The 20635-nt window shown below is 38.2% G+C and carries 6 protein-coding genes and 1 pseudogene; 4 read left to right on the top strand and 3 right to left on the bottom strand.

Going from position 1 to position 20635, the window contains the following annotated elements:
• The first annotated feature begins 30 nt into the window (after nucleotides 1-30).
• Nucleotides 31-948, top strand: coding sequence for a bifunctional riboflavin kinase/FAD synthetase (locus TY21_RS10665; RefSeq protein WP_042243500.1), 918 nt, complete (start codon nucleotides 31-33; stop codon nucleotides 946-948).
• A gap of 378 nt (nucleotides 949-1326) precedes the next feature.
• Nucleotides 1327-7803, top strand: coding sequence for a tetratricopeptide repeat protein (locus TY21_RS10670; protein WP_130589762.1), 6477 nt, complete (start codon nucleotides 1327-1329; stop codon nucleotides 7801-7803).
• 72 nt (nucleotides 7804-7875) lie between these two features.
• On the opposite strand, the gene TY21_RS11185 is transcribed toward TY21_RS10670, so the two are convergent.
• The 3 genes and pseudogenes from TY21_RS11185 to TY21_RS10680 form a co-directional block, all read right to left on the bottom strand.
• On the bottom strand, nucleotides 7876-8022 hold the full coding sequence (locus tag TY21_RS11185; protein WP_042240616.1) for a hypothetical protein: 147 nt from the start codon (nucleotides 8020-8022) through the stop codon (nucleotides 7876-7878).
• A 210-nt stretch (nucleotides 8023-8232) separates the two neighbouring features.
• Entirely contained in the window at nucleotides 8233-8772 is a 540-nt protein-coding gene (locus tag TY21_RS10675; protein WP_130589763.1) for a transposase, read from the bottom strand.
• A 530-nt stretch (nucleotides 8773-9302) separates the two neighbouring features.
• Nucleotides 9303-9724 (bottom strand): annotated as a pseudogene (locus tag TY21_RS10680) (IS5 family transposase); the annotation flags it as partial.
• A gap of 887 nt (nucleotides 9725-10611) precedes the next feature.
• Here TY21_RS10680 and TY21_RS10685 point away from each other — a divergent pair.
• Both TY21_RS10685 and TY21_RS10690 read left to right on the top strand, forming a co-directional pair.
• Complete coding sequence (locus TY21_RS10685; protein WP_130589765.1) at nucleotides 10612-14790, top strand: tetratricopeptide repeat protein; 4179 nt, start codon at nucleotides 10612-10614, stop codon at nucleotides 14788-14790.
• A 96-nt stretch (nucleotides 14791-14886) separates the two neighbouring features.
• Nucleotides 14887-20373, top strand: a complete 5487-nt coding sequence (locus TY21_RS10690) for a tetratricopeptide repeat protein (protein WP_130589766.1) — start codon at nucleotides 14887-14889, stop codon at nucleotides 20371-20373.
• The last annotated feature ends 262 nt before the right edge of the window (nucleotides 20374-20635 follow it).

A 20635-nucleotide genomic window follows, 5' to 3' on the forward strand; every position in this document is an offset into this window, starting at 1 on the left:
ATTAATAAATTCTTCATTATTTTTTGAACCATGAAACTCATTCGCGAACTTCCAGCTACGCCGCTTTTTTCTACCTCTTCTATTCTTACTCTAGGCAATTTTGATGGCATGCACATTGGGCATCAAACCCTCATCAAAAAAGTAGTAGAAACTGCTAAAAGCCAACACAAGGCCAGCGTAGTTTTATCCTTTGAGAATCATCCTTCCGAAGTCCTTTATCCTGATAGGCCGCTAAATAAAATCTGCACTAATGAACATAAAATTCAGCTGATCAAAAATATGGGTGTAGATTTATTAATCTTGCTTAAATTTACTAAAGAATTGTCTGAGCAGAGTGCTGAGCAATTTATTCATCATTTGCAAGCTCTCCTCCCCTTTTCTCATCTTATCCTTGGATGGGACGCTACGTTAGGTAAAGATAGAAAAGGCAATAAAGAAACCATTAAAGGTATTGCAGAAAGAGAACATTTTAGTGTGGAATACATCGAACAGCAAACTGTCGACGAAGTTACTGTTTCTAGCTCCCTGATTCGTAAATCCATTCAAGAAGGGCGATTAGAGACCGCCCAGAAGCTCCTAGGACGCCCTTATAGTGTCTTATCTACCGTTTATAGAGGCCTAGGAAAAGGAAAACAGCTAGACTGCCCTACAGCCAATTTGGACGTCAAAAGTTTGTGTATTCCTCCTTTAGGAGTCTATGCTATTAATATCTTTGTTGATCAGCAGCTGTTTAAAGGCGTGGCGAATCTAGGGATAGCACCCACCGTCCGTGAAGATAAAGTCCCTCTTTTAGAAGCTCATATTTTTGATTATGAGGCTAATCTGTATGGTAAAACTATCGAAGTTATTCTTACTTCTTATTTAAGGCCTGAAAAAAAGTTTGCTAGCCTTGAAGAATTAAAGCTACAAATTCAACAAGACATCTTAAAAGCTAGATCTCTTGGTTAAATTTAAATAAAGAAAGTACTTTATTTATTTTCCTTTTAGCTTGCTATAACCTTCAAGGAAGAAAAAATATTAAAACCTAGTAAAACATCTTATACGCTTTAAAAAACTCAGTCTACATATCCAACTCTCTGAAGTCTGACTTTCAACTTAACAAGAGGGGCTTTATAAAGTGTGGGGCTGCATAAGAAGTAGCTCAAAAGCATATTATATTTTTTCTTCTTAATCACACATACCCTTCCATGACGCTAACAATAGTAAAAAAATATTTTTAAGATTTAGATTGACAAATTATAACGCGTAGCTAAAAGCTTGTAAGTAAAGCATGTAATGCTTTGAAGTGCATGTGAAAATAAAACTAGATAAAAGAAGGATAAGCTTATGAACTTAGAAAGTTCCTCTATTAACTCTTTTATATTTACAACATTTAAGAAATTAGCAAAAGAAAAGCCTTATTTAGGGCTAGGCCCGTATGCAGAAATTAGCTTAAAGATTTTCAAAGAGCTGAGCCAGCAAGATCTCTCTAACGCACGAGGCGTTTGTAAAGAGTGGAAGCAATTGATTGAACAAACTGATGAATGGAAAAGGCTTCATTTAAAGAAAATTAAAAGTAATTTACCAACAAATAATCAGCTTGCTAATAATAAAGCAAATTCCTTAAATCTTTCTCCGCCTCACTGGAGCCGCTCTCAAATAGCTAAATCTTTATGGGATGATCCCTCAACTATTATTAGTGATTCAATAGAAATAAAAGTAAATGCTGTAGCTGCCTATCTACATAAAGAAGGCTTTGAATTAAGAGGTGTTGCAGGTGACGGCGACTGCTTTTTTAGTGCTTTTTTAGGAAGCTATAAAGAACTTCCTAGAAAGATTCCTTTGCTAGACGAGCAAAACGATAAAATCTTTTATTTAAGGCACGTGCTCTCAGACATTTATAGGCACGTTAACAGTAAAAGAGCAAAAGAAATAAGAGAAAAAGGAAGTTGGGTAAGTGGCTTGGGCGAAGGAGATTTATTAGCCCAGGCTTTATCTATTCCTATGAGATTGATCACAGTGAATGAAGACCCTTCGGGATGTGGTATTAATGATATGCTTATCTTTTCAAAAGTAGGCTTAACATCTAAAAAGGATAGATCTAGGGAATGGGAAACTATTCCTCAACAAGAAAGGCCTCAAGAATATATTGTTATTGTGGATTTAGGTGGCCATTTTATCTATGCTCAAAAGCCCTTAAAGCAAGATAAAACTCTTCTTTTAAAGTCGAAAATCTCTTCTAATATTCTTTTTTCTAATTCGCTATCTACAAATAAATTAAAAAAAACCTTAGAAACATTGGAAAGCGAGGAGCTTTTATCAGGCGAGAAGATAAAAGAATTAGAACAAACCTATACTTTAGCTTTACAAATTGCTGTCCAATGGAAAGATCCAATTCAAGAAAGCTTTTGCATAGAAGAATTAGGTGACATTTATCTAAGAAAGCAAACATCGGAAACGCTCCTACAAGCGGCAGGCCTTTATAATTATGCCTTACGCCTAGCTCCTCCACAACGGCAAAAAATTCTTAGGGATAGACTCTCCCAAGTACAAAATTTACTCGTTAAACAATGTAAAGGCAAACCTTTTGATTCCGTGGTAATAGAGAAACAATTTGAACACAATCGCAGCGAATTGAAAAAATTTAGAGAAGAAATAGAGAAGAAAATTCAAACTCTGCCAGAGAACCCTTCTTCCCAAGAGGTGAGAGAGCTTTATGGTGAGATAGCTCAACACATAAAAATTTTCTTCGGACAACTTGTAATACAAGCCGTGCATCAATTAGATACTGCGCCTTGTGAGTATGCCATGATAGGCTTTGGCTCTCTTGCTAGGGAAGAGATGACTCCTTATTCCGACCTAGAGTTTGGTATCCTTATTCAAGAGAACAATCCTATAAATAAGAAGTACTTTAGGAATCTAACAAATCTACTTCACTTAAAGGTTATCAACTTAGGAGAAACTATCCTTCCTGCTTTAAATATTCCTTGCTTAAAAGCCATCAACTTTTTTGATGGCATTACGCCACGGGGCTTTGCCTTCGATGGAGCAGGAGTAGAAGGAAAAGGCTGCAAAACTCCTTTGGGTAATGGTAAGACATTTGAGCTTATCCAAACTCCTGAAAAGATGGCTCAATATGTGGGTAAAGATGATGAAGGCCGGTGGTGGCATGAAAAAGAGCCTCATCTTCCTATGGAATTGCTAAACTTTACTCATTTGTTAGGTAACGAGAAACTAACTAAAGCCTATGATAAAAAAATTCAAGAAATACTCAATACCTCTTATCAAGAAAGCGTTGATCTGCGCCAACATTTAGCCAAGCAGCACCTTATGCTAGCTGATATGGAAGCTTTTAACCCAGGAATGGGTGATTTAGATAGGAATGGCATGCTTTTTCAAGTTAAGAATGATTTTTATCGGTTTCCTCATTTAGCTTTGGATCGGCTAGCCCTTCTTAAAAAAGTAGAAGCTTCCGACACTTTTACTAGGATTGATAAGCTAAGAGAGTTAGAAATTATAACGAAAGGGGCCACTGAAAAGTTAAAGGACTGGATGAGCCTAGCCTTATTCATGCGTCTTAAGACTTATTCTCATTATCAGGCGCAAAAAGAGATGATGAATCCTCTCCTTAAACCTTTTGGCTTTGAAGATCCAGATCTTATTCAACAGCAGTTTGCCCTAGATCATAAAGCCTTAAAAAAGATAAAAAAAATCTACCACATCTTCATTCCTTTCTATCAAGTTATTCAAGATTTTTTAGCGGGTAATGAAGATATACTTAAATCTTCTGATTTGGAGGATAACTCACCAGAGACGCAAGGGAATATACACCGGAGGCTTTTTCAACATAAAAAAGCAGAAAAATGGTTTCTTTTAGCGCAAGAAGCAAACCCACAAAATGCGAGGGTTTTAAATGCTCTTGCAATCATTTACCTCGAGCAAGGCAAGTTAGGCCAGGCGGCAGAGTATATTAACAAAGCGCTTGCCATCAGCCTTAAGCTTTTTGGTGAAAATCATCCCACGGTGGCAATTTATTACAACAACCTAGGACAAATCTACAAAGACCAAGGCAATTTAAGCCAGGCGGAAGAGTGTAGCAACAAAGCACTTGCCATTCACCTTAAGCTTTTTGGTGAAAATCATCCTATGGTGGCAACTTGTTACAACAACTTAGGACAAATCTACCAAAGCCAAGGCAATTTAGACAAAGCAGCAGAGTATAACAACAAAGCGCTTGCCATTGATCTTAAGCTTTTTGGTGAACATCATCCCACGGTGGTAATTTTTTACAATAACCTAGGAGCAATCTACAAAGACCAAGGCAATTTAAGCCAGGCGGAAGAATGTAGCAACAAAGCGCTTGCCATTGACCTTAAGCTTTTTGGTGAAAATCATCCTACGGTGGCAAGAAATTACTATAATCTAGGACTAATCTACCAAAGCCAAGGCAATTCAGACAAAGCAGCAGAGTATAACAACAAAGCACTTGCCATTCACCTTAAGCTTTTTGGTGAAAATCATCCCAACGTGGCAACTTGTTACAACAACTTAGGACAAATCTACCAAAGCCAAGGCAATTTAGACAAAGCAGCAGAGTATAACAACAAAGCACTTGCCATTCACCTTAAGCTTTTTGGTGAAAATCATCACGGTGTGGCAAGAGATTACAATAATCTAGGACTAATCTACCAAAGCCAAGGCAATTTAAGCCAGGCGGAAGAGTGTAGCAACAAAGCGCTTGCCATTGACCTTAAGCTTTTTGGTGAAAATCATCCTACGGTGGCAAGAAATTACAATAACCTAGGACTAATCTACCAAAGCCAAGGCAATTTAGACAAAGCAGCAGAGTATAACAACAAAGCACTTGCCATTGATCTTAAGCTTTTTGGTGAAAATCATCTCGAGGTGGCAATGTGTTACAATAACCTAGGACAAATCTACCAAGAGCAAGGCAATTTAGACAAAGCAGCAGAGTATAACAACAAAGCGCTTGCCATTGACCTTAAGCTTTTTGGCAAAAATCATCCTAGGGTGGCAAGAGATTACAATAATCTAGGACTAATCTACCAAAGCCAAGGCAATTTAGACAAAGCAGCAGAGTATAACAACAAAGCACTTGCCATTCACCTTAAGCTTTTTGGTGAAAATCATCCCGATGCGGCAATTGATTACAATAACCTAGGGCAAATCTACAAAGACCAAGGCAATTTAAGCCAGGCGGAAGAGTGTAGCAACAAAGCGCTTGCCATTGACCTTAAGCTTTTTGGTGAACATCATCCTACGGTGGCAAGAGATTACAATAATCTAGGACTAATCTACCGAGAGCAAGGCAATCTAGGCCAGGCGGAAGAGTGTAGCAACAAAGCGCTTGCCATTGACCTTAAGCTTTTTGGTGAAAATCATCCTACGGTGGCAATTGATTACAATAATCTAGGACTAATCTACCAAAGCCAAGGCAATTTAGACAAAGCAGCAGAGTATAACAACAAAGCGCTTGCCATTGACCTTAAGCTTTTTGGTGAACATTATCCTACGGTGGCAACTTGTTACAACAACTTAGGACAAATCTACCAAAGCCAAGGCAATTTAGACAAAGCAGCAGAGTATAACAACAAAGCACTTGCCATTCACCTTAAGCTTTTTGGTGAAAATCATCCCGCGGCGGCAACTTATTACAATAACCTAGGACAAATCTACCAAGAGCAAGGCAATTTAAGCCAGGCGGAAGAGTGTAGCAACAAAGCGCTTGCCATTGACCTTAAGCTTTTTGGTGAAAATCATCCTACGGTGGCAAGAGATTACAATAATCTAGGACTAATCTACCAAAGCCAAGGCAATTTAGACAAAGCAGCAGAGTATAACAACAAAGCACTTGCCATTCACCTTAAGCTTTTTGGTGAAAATCATCCCACGGTGGCAACTTGTTACAACAACCTAGGACAAATCTACCAAAGCCAAGGCAATTTAGACAAAGCAGCAGAGTATAACAACAAAGCACTTGCCATTCACCTTAAGCTTTTTGGTGAAAATCATGCCGATGTGGCAATTGATTACAATAACCTAGGACAAATCTACAAAGACCAAGGCAATTTAAGCCAGGCGGAAGAGTGTAGCAACAAAGCGCTTGCCATTGACCTTAAGCTTTTTGGTGAAAATCATCCTACGGTGGCAAGAGATTACAATAATCTAGGACTAATCTACCAAAGCCAAGGCAATTTAAGCCAGGCGGAAGAGTGTAGCAACAAAGCGCTTGCCATTGACCTTAAGCTTTTTGGTGAAAATCATCTCGAGGTGGCAATTGATTACAATAACCTAGGACTAATCTACAAAGACCAAGGCAATTTAAGCCAGGCGGAAGAGTGTAGCAACAAAGCGCTTGCCATTGACCTTAAGCTTTTTGGTGAAAATCATCCTACGATGGCAAGAGATTACAATAATCTAGGACTAATCTACCAAAGCCAAGGCAATTTAGACAAAGCAGCAGAGTATAACAACAATGCACTTGCCATTCACCTTAAGCTTTCTGGTGAAAATCATCCTACGGTGGCAATTGATTACAATAACCTAGGACAAATCTACCAAGAGCAAGGCAATCTAGTCCAGGCGGAAGAGTGTAGCAACAAAGCGCTTGCCATTGACCTTAAGCTTTTTGGTGAAAATCATCCTACGATGGCAAGAGATTACAATAATCTAGGACTAATCTACCAAAGCCAAGGCAATTTAGACAAAGCAGCAGAGTATAACAACAAAGCGCTTGCCATTGACCTTAAGCTTTTTGGTGAAAATCATCCCAACGTGGCAACTTATTACAATAACCTAGGACAAATCTACCAAGAGCAAGGCAATCTAGTCCAGGCGGAAGAGTGTAGCAACAAAGCGCTTGCCATTGACCTTAAGCTTTTTGGTGAAAATCATCCCGATGTGGCAAGAGATTACAATAATCTAGGACTAATCTACCGAGAGCAAGGCAATCTAGGCCAGGCGGAAGAGTGTAGCAACAAAGCGCTTGCCATTGACCTTAAGCTTTTTGGTGAACATCATCCCACGGTGGCAACTTGTTACAGCAACCTAGGACAAATCTACCAAGAGCAAGGCAATTTAGGCCAGGCGGAAGAGTGTAGCAGCAAAGCGCTTGCCATTGACCTTAAGCTTTTTGGTGAAAATCATCCCGATGTGGCAAGAGATTACAATAACCTAGGACTAATCTACAAAGACCAAGGCAATTTAAGCCAGGCGGAAGAGTGTAGCAACAAAGCGCTTGCCATTAACCTTAAGCTTTTTGGTGAAAATCATCTCGAGGTGGCAATTGATTACAATAACCTAGGACAAATCTACCAAGAGCAAGGCAATTTAGGCCAGGCGGAAGAGTGTAGCAGCAAAGCGCTTGCCATTAACCTTAAGCTTTTTGGTGAATATCATCCTATGGTGGCAAATTGTTACAATAACCTGGGGGTAATTTACCACGAGCAAGGTAATTTAGACAAGGCGGAAGAGTATAGCAACAAAGCGCTTGCCATTAACCTTAAACTTTTTGGTGAAAACTACCACGAGGTGGCAAGCAATTATAGCAACCTAGGAACAATCTACCAAGCTCAAGGCAATTTAGGCCAAGCGGAAGAGTCTATTAAAAAAGCGCTTGCCATTAACCTTAACCTTTTCGGCGAAAATCATCCCGAAGTGGCAATTGATTATAATAACCTAGGGCAAATCTACAAAGATCGAGGCAATTTAGACAAAGCAGCAGAGTATATTAACAAAGCGCTTGCCATTAACATTAATCTTTTGGGTGAAAATCATCCCCAAGTGGCAATTGATTACAAGTGAAATATTGGAAAGGGTTGTTAAATTTTAGTCTTATAATGTGTCCTAGGCAGTACTTGACCTGACAAGCATGAGTTACCTGGCAGGTACTATTTCTGTCAGTTGTAACTTATCTAACATCTTTTCTTGCGCAAGATGTTTAGCATCTAAGAATGTTTGTAAAGGCGTCTTGCCAAAACAATACTTTCCTGTATGTGTTCTCTCATTATTATACTCATTCATCCATTTTGTGGTGGCTTCGGTTGTTTAGACAGTTTTTTGCAAAATTAAGTAAGAAACTTTACCTTTTTAAGGTTTGTTCGATACAACATTAATCATCTTCTTCCACAATTTAATTCAAATTTTACGTAGCTTGGAGTTTCAATGACCATGTTGGTTTTGCGCCTATTATTTTATCTTACTTTTTTCATTTTCACCTAATAAGAGGTTATCTTAAAACCCCTCTTTTAACTTATCAATTCGCCTTAACATCAGTCTAATCATCGATAGATAAATCCAATTTTCACTCGTAGTTGTTAGGTACTCATACTCTTTAGAAGTTCTTCGATTACGACCAATCCATGCAAAAGTCCTTTCCACAATCCACCTCTTGGGCAGGACTTTAAAGCTTAAATCAAGGGTTTTTAAAAACTCTTCTATTTTATCCTCATGTACCCAAAATCTACGAGGAGGCCTTTTAACGATCTCAAAGTCAATGTTATACTGCTCTTGGCAGGTTTTCTTTAATGCAGTGCCTTGATAGCCCATATCCGCCCAAACCTTGGTGATGGTTGAAAATAGGCTTTTGCATTTGTCTAACAGCTTAATTAAGGCCGTTCGATCGTTTTCGTCAGCAGCTCCTACATAGCATGTTAATAATCGGGTCGCCCAAGGGAACTTCCCCCTTAGGCTCCCACAGACACGTACGTGAAACTCTCGCTTCATACGATTCTTATTGTTCTTCAAGCTTTCCAGCCTTTTCTCCACCCCCATAAGTTCCTCGTATTTCTACTTGACTTATTGAGTTGAATTGAACAATTCCAACCCCTTCGCTCCCTCTTCATTACAAAGACTTCCTCACTACTACGAGTTGATCTGCCCCTCATACATGCTTCGATATTTCCCACTTTGTGTTCTTCATTTATATGGTTTTCTCTTAACCTCATCTATGAGGTTCCCACGTTCTATATAAAAGCCTAGACTAAGTTTACGCTATCTTTATGCCGGACGCCATTTAGGCAGTAAACAGGTTGCCCCTAAATTTATCCTGGAAGAGCTTTTAACCCCCAGTTTTGACATCATCTTTATGCTTTCGACACTTGGACCAATAGTTCACTTTCGTTCGTCTCCTTAGCCCTCACCTGATATGTTTATCACACCTTTTCCTTAACGCTCACTACCTTGGCTTTTGACCAAAGCAGCTTAAGGTGGTTTGAAATCTCTTCCTGCAAAGCGACTTCGAGGAGCCATTTTCCTCATCTTTCGTATAGTTACGCACATCTATAATGTGCTCGTGGCACACAAAAGCCTTGCGTATCCACTAGAATGTGCCTTTTACGCCCCTTAACCTTTTTAGCTCCATCGTAACCTGTGAGCCCCCCCTTTCTACTGTTTTAACTGACTGGCTATCGACGATGGCAGCGCTGGGATCGGGGTTCCTCCCCATTATAACTCTTAATTTTTTCCTTAAATGATGATTAATTTTCTCAAACAAATGTGCGTCTTTCCACTTCTTAAAGTAAGTGTAAACCGTTTTCCAATGAGGAAAATCTTTGGGTAGATAATGCCATTGGCAACCGGTTCTTAAGACATAAAAAATAGCTTCCAATAACTCTCTTTTTGTATGTTTAATGGGTCTGCCTCCTTTGCTGTAATCCACTTCAAAGTAAATTTTAATGGCTTCCCATTCACGATCTGATAAATGACTAGGGTATGTATTGCTCATCTTTACCTCCCTTTTCTCTCAAAATTATCTTAAATAAGTTGTTTTGCATCAACCTATTAGATCTGTGAGAAAGCAGATTGATAAGATAAAACAGGGGTTTTAAGACATCCTCTTAAACGTGGACTGACCACAGTATGGGCATAGCCGTGTAGGATTTATATGGGTAATAAAAACTCTGACCATATCCTCCTGAATATAAATATCCTTAAACTTTACCCCTTCCAAATTAATAAGCTTTGTTAGATAATCATTATTTAGCATTTGTTCACTCTCCTTTTTTGTTTGCAAACACTAGGATGTGACAAATGCTATTTTTATTTAATCCTACTTCGTTAGGTTTAAGAAGTATCAAAAAATAGCCTTTTAGATGAGTCATGAATAGCTTGGCAAAAAGGGCAAATGATAATCCCGACTTTGACAGTTGTTTTCTAAGTAGATAATTATTAAAGGATTACATTCAAAAATTCAGGCACAACATAGGAGTTGAAACGTAGTAGTGTTAACTACTTTTAGCATTAAAGAAATTTTTTACCACGTAAACCTCCGAAGAGCCAAAAATTTAAGCCAATTCTTAAAAATCATTAGAAAAATAATATAGCGCTATTATTTTGACCTGCGGAACGCGTGTTCTAAAGAAAAATTTCCTCTATTCATTTTTCTACTACTTATCGAAGCCTTAAAGAAGAAAGAAATTTTAAAATTTAGAAAAAGATTTTATATTTTCTCTTCTTAATTACTCCATCGCTTCTCTAACGCTAGCATCAGCAAAAAATATTTTTTAGATTTAGATTGACAAATTATAACATTTCTTCAAAAAATTGAGGATAAAGCAGATAGAGCTTTGAAGTGCAGGTGAAAATAAAGTTAGATAAAAGGAGGATAAGCTTATGAACTTAGAAAGTTCCTCTATTAACTCTTTTATATTTACTACATTTAAGGAACTAGCAAAAGAAAAGCCTTATTTAGGGCTAGGCCCGTATGCAGAAATTAGCTTAAAAATTTTCAAGGAGCTGAGTCAGCAAGATCTAACTAACGCACGAGGTGTTTGTAAAGAGTGGAAGCAATTAATTGAACAAACGGATGGATGGAAAAGGCTTCATTTAAAGAAAATTAAAAGTAATTTACCCACCTATAATCAGCTTGCTGCTAATGAAGCAAATTCCTTAAATCTTTCTCCACCTCACTGGAGCCCCTCTCAAATAGCTAAGTCTTTATGGTATGATCCTTCAACTATTATTTGCGACTCCCAAGAAGCAAAAGTAAATGCTGTAGCTGCTTATCTACATAAAGAAGGCTTTGAATTAAAAGGTGTTGCAAGTGATGGCGACTGCTTTTTTAATGCTTTTTTAGGAAGCTATGAAGGGCTTTCTAGAAAGATTCCATTGCTTGATATGCCCAGCGATAAAATTTCTTATTTAAGACAAGTGCTTTCAGACATTATTAAGCACACTAACAGTAAAAGAGCAGAAGAAATAATAGAAAAAGGAAGTTGGATAAGCGGCTTAGGAGAAGGAGATCTATTAGCCTCGGCTTTATCCATTCCTATAAGGCTAGTAACGGTTAATGAAGAACGATTGATTTGCGGTGTTAATGAAATGCTTATCTTTTCAAAAGTAGGCTTAACATCTAAAAAAGTTAGATCCAGGGAATGGAAAAATACCCCTCTGGAAAAAAGGCCTCAAGAATATATCTTTATTGTAGATTTAGGTGGTCATTTTATTTATGCTCAAAAGCCCTTAAAGCAAGATAAAACTCTTCTTTCAAAGTCGAAAACCTCTTCTGATATTCTTTTTTCTAATTCTCTATCGATGAATGCATTAAAAAGCCCCCTAGAAACATTGGATAGCCAGGAGCTTTTATCAGACGAGGAGATAAAAAAATTAGAACAAACCTATACGCAAGCTTTACAAATTGCTGTTCAAGAGAAAGATCCTATTCAGGAGAGCTTTTGCATAGAAAAACTAGGTGACATTTATTTAAGAAAACAAACATCGGAAACGCTTCTGCAAGCGGCAGGCCTTTATAATTATGCCTTACGCCTAGCTCCTCAAGAGCGTCAAAAAGTTCTTAGAGATAGACTTTCCCAAGTTCAAAATTTACTTGTTAAACAATGTAAAGGCAAAACTTTTGATTCCGCAATAATAGAGAAACAATTTGAAAACAATCGCAACGGATTAAAAAAATTTAGAGAAGAAATAGAGAAGAAAATTCAAACTCTGCCAGAGAACCCTTCTTCCCAAAAGGTGAGAGATCTTTATGATGAGATAGCTCAACACATAAAAATTTTCTTCGGACAACTTGTAATACAAGCCGTGCATCAATTAGATATTGAGCCTTGTGAGTATGCCATGATAGGCTTTGGCTCTCTAGCTAGGGAAGAAATGACTCCTTATTCCGACTTAGAATTTGGCATTCTTATACAAGAAGATACTCCTATAAATAAGAAGTACTTTAGGAATCTGACAAATTTACTTCATTTAAAAGTTATCAACTTAGGAGAAACTATTCTTCCTGCTTTAAATATTCCTTGCCTAAAAGCCATCCATTTTTTTGATGGTGTAACACCACGAGGCTTTGCCTTTGATGGAGCAGGAGTAGAAGGAAAAGGCTGCAAAACTCCTTTGGGTAATGATAAGACATTTGAGCTTATTCAGACTCCTGAACAGATGGCCCAATATGTGGGTAAAGATAAAAAAGGCCAGTGGTGGCATAAAAAAGAGCCTTACCTTCCTATGGAATTGCTAAACTTTACTCATTTGTTAGGCAACGAGAAACTAACTAAAGCCTATGATAAAAAAATTCAAGAAATACTTAACACCTCTTATCAAGAAAGCGTTGATCTGCGCCAACATTTAGCCAAGCAGCACCTTATGCTAGCTGATATGGAAGCTTTTAATCCAGGAATGGGTGATTTAGATAGGAACGGCATGCTTTTTCAAGTTAAGAATGATTTTTATCGGTTTCCTCATTTAGCTTTGGATCGGCTAGCGCTTCTTAAAAAAGTAGAAGCTTCAGACACTTTTACTAGGATTGATAAATTAAGAGAGTTAGAGATTATAACGAAAGGGGCCACTGAAAAGTTAAAGGACTGGATGAGCCTAGCCTTATTCATGCGCCTTAAGGCTTATTCTCATTATCAGGCGCAAAAAGAGATGATGAATCCTCTCCTTAAACCCTTTGGCTTTGAGGATCCAGATCTTATTAAACAGCAGTTTGCCCTAGATCATAACGCATTAGAAAAGATAAGAAAAATCTACCGCATCTTTATTCCTTTCTATCAAGCCATTAAAGAATTTTTAGCAGGCAATGAAGACAAACTTGAATTTTCTGATTTGGAGGATAACTCACCAGAGACGCAAGGGGATATACTCCAAAGGCTTTTTCAATATAAAAAAGCAGAAAAATGGTATCTATTAGCAAAAGTAGCAAATCCACAAACTTCGAAGGTTTTAAATGCTCTTGGAATCATTTTCCACGCCCAAGGCAATTTAGACAAGGCGGCAGAGTATATTAACAAAGCACTTGATATTAACCTTAAGCTTTTTGGTGAAAATCATCTCACGGTGGCAAGAGATTACAATAACCTAGGACAAATCTACAAAGAGCAAAGCAATTTAGACAAGGCGGCAGAGTATATTAACAAAGCACTTGCCATTGACCTTAAACTTCTTGGTAAAAATCATCCCGTGGTAGCAAGCAATTATAGCAACCTAGGAGCAATCTACCAAGCCCAAGGCAATTTAGGCCAAGCGGAAGAGTATATTAACAAAGCGCTTGATATTAATCTTAATTTTTTTGGTGAAAATCATTTCACGGTGGCAAGAGATTACAATAACCTAGGACAAATCTACAAGGAACAAGGCAATTTAGGCAAGGCGGCAGAGTATAGCAACAAAGCGCTTGCCATTGATCTTAATTTTTTTGGTGAAAATCATCCCACGGTGGCAAGAGAAACGCTAACCATTGGCCTTAATTTTTTTGGTGAAAATCATCCCACGGTGGCAAGAGATTACAATAACCTAGGACAAATCTACAAAGAACAAGGTAATTTAGGCAATGCGGCAGAATATAGCAATAAAGCGCTAGCCATTGAGCTTAAGCTTTTTGGTGAATATCATCCCACAGTGGCAAGTTATTACAACAACCTAGGACAAATCTACAAAGAGCAGGGTAATTTAGGCAAGGCGTTAGAATGTAGCAACAAAGCGCTAACCATTGATCTTAAGCTTTTTGGTGAAAATCATCCCACGGTGGCAAGAGATTACAATAACCTAGGACAAATCTACAAAGAACAAGGTAATTTAGGCAAGGCGGAAGAGTACACTAACAAAGCACTTGCCATTGACCTTAAGCTTTTTGGGGAAAATCATCCCACAGTGGCAAGTTATTACACTAACCTAGGACAAATCTACAAAGAGCAAGGTAATTTAGGCAAGGCGGCAGAATATATCAACAAAGCGCATGACATTGATCTTAAGCTTTTTGGTGAAAATCATCCCACAGTGGCAAGCAATTATAGCAACCTAGGAACAATCTACCAAACTCAAGGCAATTTAGGCCAAGCGGAAGAGTCTATTAAAAAAGCGCTTACCATTAACCTTAACCTTTTCGGCGAAAATCATCCCGAAGTGGCAATCAATTACAACAACCTAGGACAACTCTACAAAGAACAAGGTAATTTAGGCAAGGCGGCAGAATATAGCAACAAAGCGCTAGCCATTAACCTTAAGCTTTTTGGTGAATATCATCCTATGATGGCAAATTGTTACAATAACCTGGGGGTAATCTACCACGAGCAAGGTAATTTAGACAAGGCGGAAGAGTATATTAACAAAGCGCTTACTATCGACCTTAAGCTTTTTGGCGAATATCATCCTAGGATAGCAATTTATTACAATAACCTAGGACAAATCTACCAAGAATTGGGAGGAATCTACGAAGAGCAAGGCAATTTAGACAAAGCGAGAGAGTATATTAACAAAGCACTTGCCATTGGCATTAAGCTTTTTAGAGAAAATCATCCTATAGTGACAATGTTAGCCAATAAGCTAAAAACAATTTTATAAAGGGATGCTAAAAAATTTACCGATTAAAAATTTGTTTAGGTTGAGATAATATGAAGTGCAGATGAAAATAAAGTTAGATAAAAGGAGGATAAGCTTATGAACTTAGAAAGTTCCTCTATTAACTCTTTTATATTTACTACATTTAAGGAACTAGCAAAAGAAAAGCCTTATCTAGGGCTAGGCCTGTATGCAGAAATTAGCTTAAAGATTTTCCAGGAGCTGAGTCAGCAAGATCTAACTAACGCACGAGGTGTTTGTAAAGAGTGGAAGCAATTAATTGAGCAAAATAATGGATGGAAAAGGCTTCATTTAAAGAAAATTAAAAGTAATTTACCCACCTATAATCAGCTTGCTGCTAATGAAGCAAATTCCTTGGATCCTTCTCCGCCTCACTGGAGCCCCTTTCAAATAGCTAAATCCTTATGGTGTAATCCAGCGACTATTATTAGCGGCTCACAGGAAGCAAAAGTAAATGCTGTAGCTGCTTATCTACATAAAGAAGGCTTTGAATTAAAAGGTGTTGCAAGTGACGGCGACTGCTTTTTCAGTGCTTTTTTAGGAAGCTATAAAGAACTCTCTAGAAAGATTCCTTTGCTAGACGAGCATCCCGATAAAACTTCATATTTAAGGCAAGTACTCTCAGACATTATTAAGCACACTAACAGTAAAAGAGCAGAAGAAATAATAGAAAAAGGAAGTTGGATAAGCGGCTTAGGAGAAGGAGATCTATTAGCCTCGGCTTTATCCATTCCTATAAGGCTAGTAACGATTAATGCAGAACGATTGATTTGTGGTGTTAATGATATGCTTATCTTTTCAAAAGTAGGCTTAACATCTAAAAAAGTTAGATCCAGGGAATGGGAAACTATTCCTCCAGAAGAAAGACCTCAAGAATATATCCTTATTGTAGATTTAGGCGGACATTTTATCTATGCTCAAAAGCCCTTAAAGCAAGATAAAACTCTTCTTTCAAAGTCGAAAACCTCTTCTGATATTCTTTTTTCTAATTCTCTATCGATGAATGCATTAAAAAGCCCCCTAGAAACATTGGAAAGCGAGGAGCTTTTATCAGGCGAGAAGATAAAAGAATTAGAACAAACCTATACTCTAGCTTTACAAATTGCTGTCCAAGAGAAAGATCCAATTCAAGAAAGCTTTTGCATAGAAGAATTAGGTGACATTTATCTAAGAAAGCAAACATCGGAAACGCTCCTACAAGCGGCAGGCCTTTATAATTATGCCTTACGCCTAGCTCCTCCACAACGGCAAAAAATTCTTAGGGATAGACTCTCCCAAGTACAAAATTTACTCGTTAAACAATGTAAAGGCAAACCTTTTGATTCCGTGGTAATAGAGAAGCAATTTGAACGCAACCGTAGCAAATTGAAGAAATTTAGAGAAGAAATAGAGAAGAAAATCCAAATTTTGCCAGAGAACCCTTCTTCTCAAGAGGTAAGAGAGCTTTATGGTGAGATAGCTCAGCAAATAAAAATTTTCTTTGGGCAGCTTATAATACAGGCCTTGCATCAATTAGATCCTGCGCCTTGTGAATATGCCATGATAGGCTTTGGCTCTCTAGCTAGGGAAGAGATGACGCCTTATTCCGACTTAGAATTTGGCATCCTTGTACAAGACGACAATCCTATAAATAAGAAGTACTTTAGGAATCTAACAAATCTACTTCACTTAAAGGTTATCAACTTAGGAGAAACTATTCTTCCTGCTTTAAACATTCCTTGCTTAAAAGCAATAGACTTTTTCGATGGCATTACGCCACGGGGCTTTGCTTTCGATGGAGCAGGGGTAGAAGGAAAAGGCTGCAAAACTCCTTTGGGAAATGGTAAGACATTTGAGCTTATCCAAACCCCTGAAAAGATGGCTCAATATGTGGGTAAAGATGAAAAAGGCCAGTGGTGGCATAAAAAAGAGCCTCATCTTCCTATGGAATTGCTAAACTTTACTCATTTACTAGGTAATAACAAATTAACTAAAGCATATGATAAAAAAATTCAAGAGGTACTTAATACTTCTTATCAAGAAGGCCTAGAACTGCGTCAGTATTTAGCCAGAGAGCACCTTGTGCTAGCTGATATGGAAGCTTTTAACCCAGGAATGGGTGATTTAGGCAAGCATGGCATGCTTTTTAAAGTTAAAAATGATTTTTATCGGTTTCCTCATTTAGCTTTTGACCGTCTAGCTCTTCTTAAGAAAATAGAAGCTTCCGATACTTTTACTAGGATTGATAAACTAAGGGAGTTAGAGATTATAACGAAAGGGGCCACTGAAAAGTTAAAGGATTGGATGAGCCTAGCCTTATTCATGCGTCTTAAGACTTACTCACATTATCAAGCGCAACAAGAGATGATGAATCCTTTGCTTAAACCTTTTGGCTTTGAAGATCCAGATCTTATTCAACAGCAGTTTGCCCTAGATCATAAAGCCTTAAAAGAGATAAAAAAAATCTACCACATCTTCATTCCTTTTTATCAATCTATTCACGAATTTTTAGCAGGTAATGAAGATCAACTTAAATCTTCTGATTTGGAGGATAACTCACTAGAGACGCGGGGGGATATACATTGGAGGCTTTTTCAACATAAAAAAGCAGAAAAATGGTATCTTTTAGCAAAAGAAGAAAATCCACAAAATGCGAGGGTTTTAAATGCTCTTGCAATCATTTACTACGAGCAAGGCAACTTACAACAAGCCACAGAGTATATTAACAAAGCGCTTGCCATTGATTTTAAGCTGTTTGGTGAAAATCATCCCGAGGTGGCAAGAGATTACAACAACCTAGGACAAATCTACCAAAGCCAAGGCAATTTAGTCCAGGCGGAAGAGTGTAGCAACAAAGCGCTTGCCATTGACCTTAAGCTTTTGGGTGAAAATCATCTTACGGTGGCAAGAGATTACAATAATCTAGGACAAATCTACCAAAGCCAAGGCAATTTAGTCCAAGCGGAAGAGTATATTAACAAAGCGCTTGCCATTGATTTTAAGCTGTTTGGTGAAAATCATCCCGAGGTGGCAAAAGATTACAACAACCTAGGACAAATCTACCAAAGCCAAGGCAATTTAGACAAAGCGGAAGAGTATAGCAACAAAGCGCTTGCCATTGAACTTAAGCTTTTTGGTGAAAATCATCCTACGGCGGCAAGAGATTACAATAACCTAGGACTAATCTACCAAAGCCAAGGCAAGTTAGGCCAGGCAGAAGAGTATAGCAACAAAGCACTTGCCATTGGCCTTAAGCTTTTTGGTGAAAATCATCCCGAGGTGGCAAGAGATTACAACAACCTAGGACAAATCTACCAAAGCCAAGGCAATTTAGTCCAGGCGGAAGAGTATATTAACAAAGCCCTTGCCATTAACCTTAAACTTTTTGGTGAAAATTACCACGAGGTGGCAAGCAATTATAGCAACCTAGAAACAATCTACCAAGCTCAAGGCAATTTAGGCCAAGCGGAAGAGTCTATTAAAAAAGCGCTTGCCATTAACCTTAACCTTTTCGGCGAAAATCATCCCAATGTGGCAGGAAATTATAACAACCTAGGAGCAATCTACCAAGACCAAGGCAATTTAGACAAAGCGGCAGAGTATATTAACAAAGCGCTTGCCATTCACCTTAAGCTTTCTGGTGAATATTCTCCTGAGGTGGCAATTAGTGACAATAACCTAGGACAAATCTATAAAGACCAAGGCAAGTTAGGCCAGGCGGAAGAGTATAGCAACAAAGCACTTGCCATTCACCTTAAGCTTTTCGGTGAAAATCATCCCGATGTGGCAACTTGTTACAATAACCTAGGACAAATCTACCAAAGCCAAGGCAATTTAGACAAAGCAGCAGAGTATAGCAACAAAGCCCTTGCCATTAATCTTAAGCTTTTCGGTGAAAATCATCCCCATGTGGCAATTGATTACAATGACCTAGGACAAATCTACCAAAGCCAAGGCAATTTAGACAAAGCGGAAGAGTATAGCAACAAAGCACTTGCCATTAACCTTAACCTTTTCGGCGAAAATCATCCCGATGTGGCAGGAAATTATAACAACCTAGGAGCAATCTACCAAGACCAAGGCAATTTAGACAAAGCGGAAGAGTATAGCAACAAAGCACTTGCCATTGATTTTAAGCTTTTGGGTGAAAATCATCCCGATGTGGCAAGAGATTACAATAATCTAGGACAAATCTACCAAAGCCAAGGCAATTTAGTCCAAGCGGAAGAGTATAGCAACAAAGCACTTGCCATTGGCCTTAAGCTTTTTGGTGAAAATCATCCTGCTGTGGCAAAAGATTACAATAACCTGGGAGCAATCTACAAAGAACAAGGCAATTTAAGCCAGGCGGAAGAGTTTATTAAAAAAGCACTCGCCATTAACCTTAAGCTTTTTGGTGAAAATCATCCTACGGTGGCAAGAGATTACAATAACCTAGGACAAATCTACCAAGAGCAAGGCAAGTTAGGCCAGGCAAAAGAGTATAGCAACAAAGCACTTGCCATTGACCTTAAGCTTTTTGGTGAAAATCATCCCGATGTGGCAAGAGATTACAATAACCTAGGAGGAATCTACAAAGAGCAAGGCAATTTAGACAAAGCGGAAGAATATATTAGCAAAGCGCTTGCCATTAACCTTAAACTTTTTGGTGAAAATTACCACGAGGTGGCAAGCAATTATAGCAACCTAGGAACAATCTACCAAAGCCAAGGCAATTTAGACAAAGCGGAAGAGTATAGCAACAAAGCACTTGCCATTAACCTCAACCTTTTCGGCGAAAATCATCCCGATGTGGCAGGAAATTATAACAACCTAGGAGCAATCTACCAAGACCAAGGCAATTTAGTCCAAGCGGAAGAGTATAGCAACAAAGCACTTGCCATTGATTTTAAGCTTTTGGGTGAAAATCATCCCGATGTGGCAAGAGATTACAATAATCTAGGACAAATCTACCAAAGCCAAGGCAATTTAGTCCAAGCGGAAGAGTATAGCAACAAAGCACTTGCCATTGGCCTTAAGCTTTTTGGTGAAAATCATCCCACAGTGGCAAGCAATTATAGCAACCTAGGAACAATCTACCAAGCTCAAGGCAATTTAGGCCAAGCGGAAGAGTCTATTAAAAAAGCGCTTGCCATTAACCTTAACCTTTTCGGCGAAAATCATCCCGAAGCGGCAATCAATTACAATAACCTAGGACAAATCTACAAAGGCCAAGGCAATTTAGGCCAGGCGGAAGAGTGTAGCAGCAAAGCGTTTGCCATTAACCTTAAGCTTTCTGGCGAATATTCTCCTGATGTGGCAAAAGATTACAATGACCTAGGGCAAATCTACAAAAACCAAGGCAATTTAAGCAAAGCGGCAGAATATATTAGCAAAGCGCTTGCCATTGACCTTGAGCTTTTTGGCAAATATTCTCCCGAGGTGGCAAAAGATTACAATAACCTAGGGCAAATCTACAAAGATCGAGGCAATTTAGACAAAGCAGCAGAGTATATTAACAAAGCGCTTGCCATTAACATTAATCTTTTGGGTGAAAATCATCCCCAAGTGACAATGCTAGCCAATAAGCTAACAACAATTTCATAAGGAGATGCTAAAAAATTTTACGATTAAAAATTTGTTTAGAGTAAGATAATATGAAGCTTGATTAAGTCTTCAAATTCAATGCTAGAACCCCCATTCCGCAAGTTAATTTCCCTCGTCATCTAATTTCTGCCAAGGAGGCCTAAAACCAGTAAAACATGCCTCATGTCAGGGTTTAAATTAAGGATTAATTCTTTTATGCTTTCATGTATAGAGCCTAGAGTAAAATCTAATCCATTAACTATCATTCACTCGACGCTTCTCC

Source organism: Neochlamydia sp. S13 (assembly GCF_000648235.2).
In the GTDB taxonomy this organism is placed as follows: Bacteria; Chlamydiota; Chlamydiia; order Chlamydiales; family Parachlamydiaceae; genus Neochlamydia.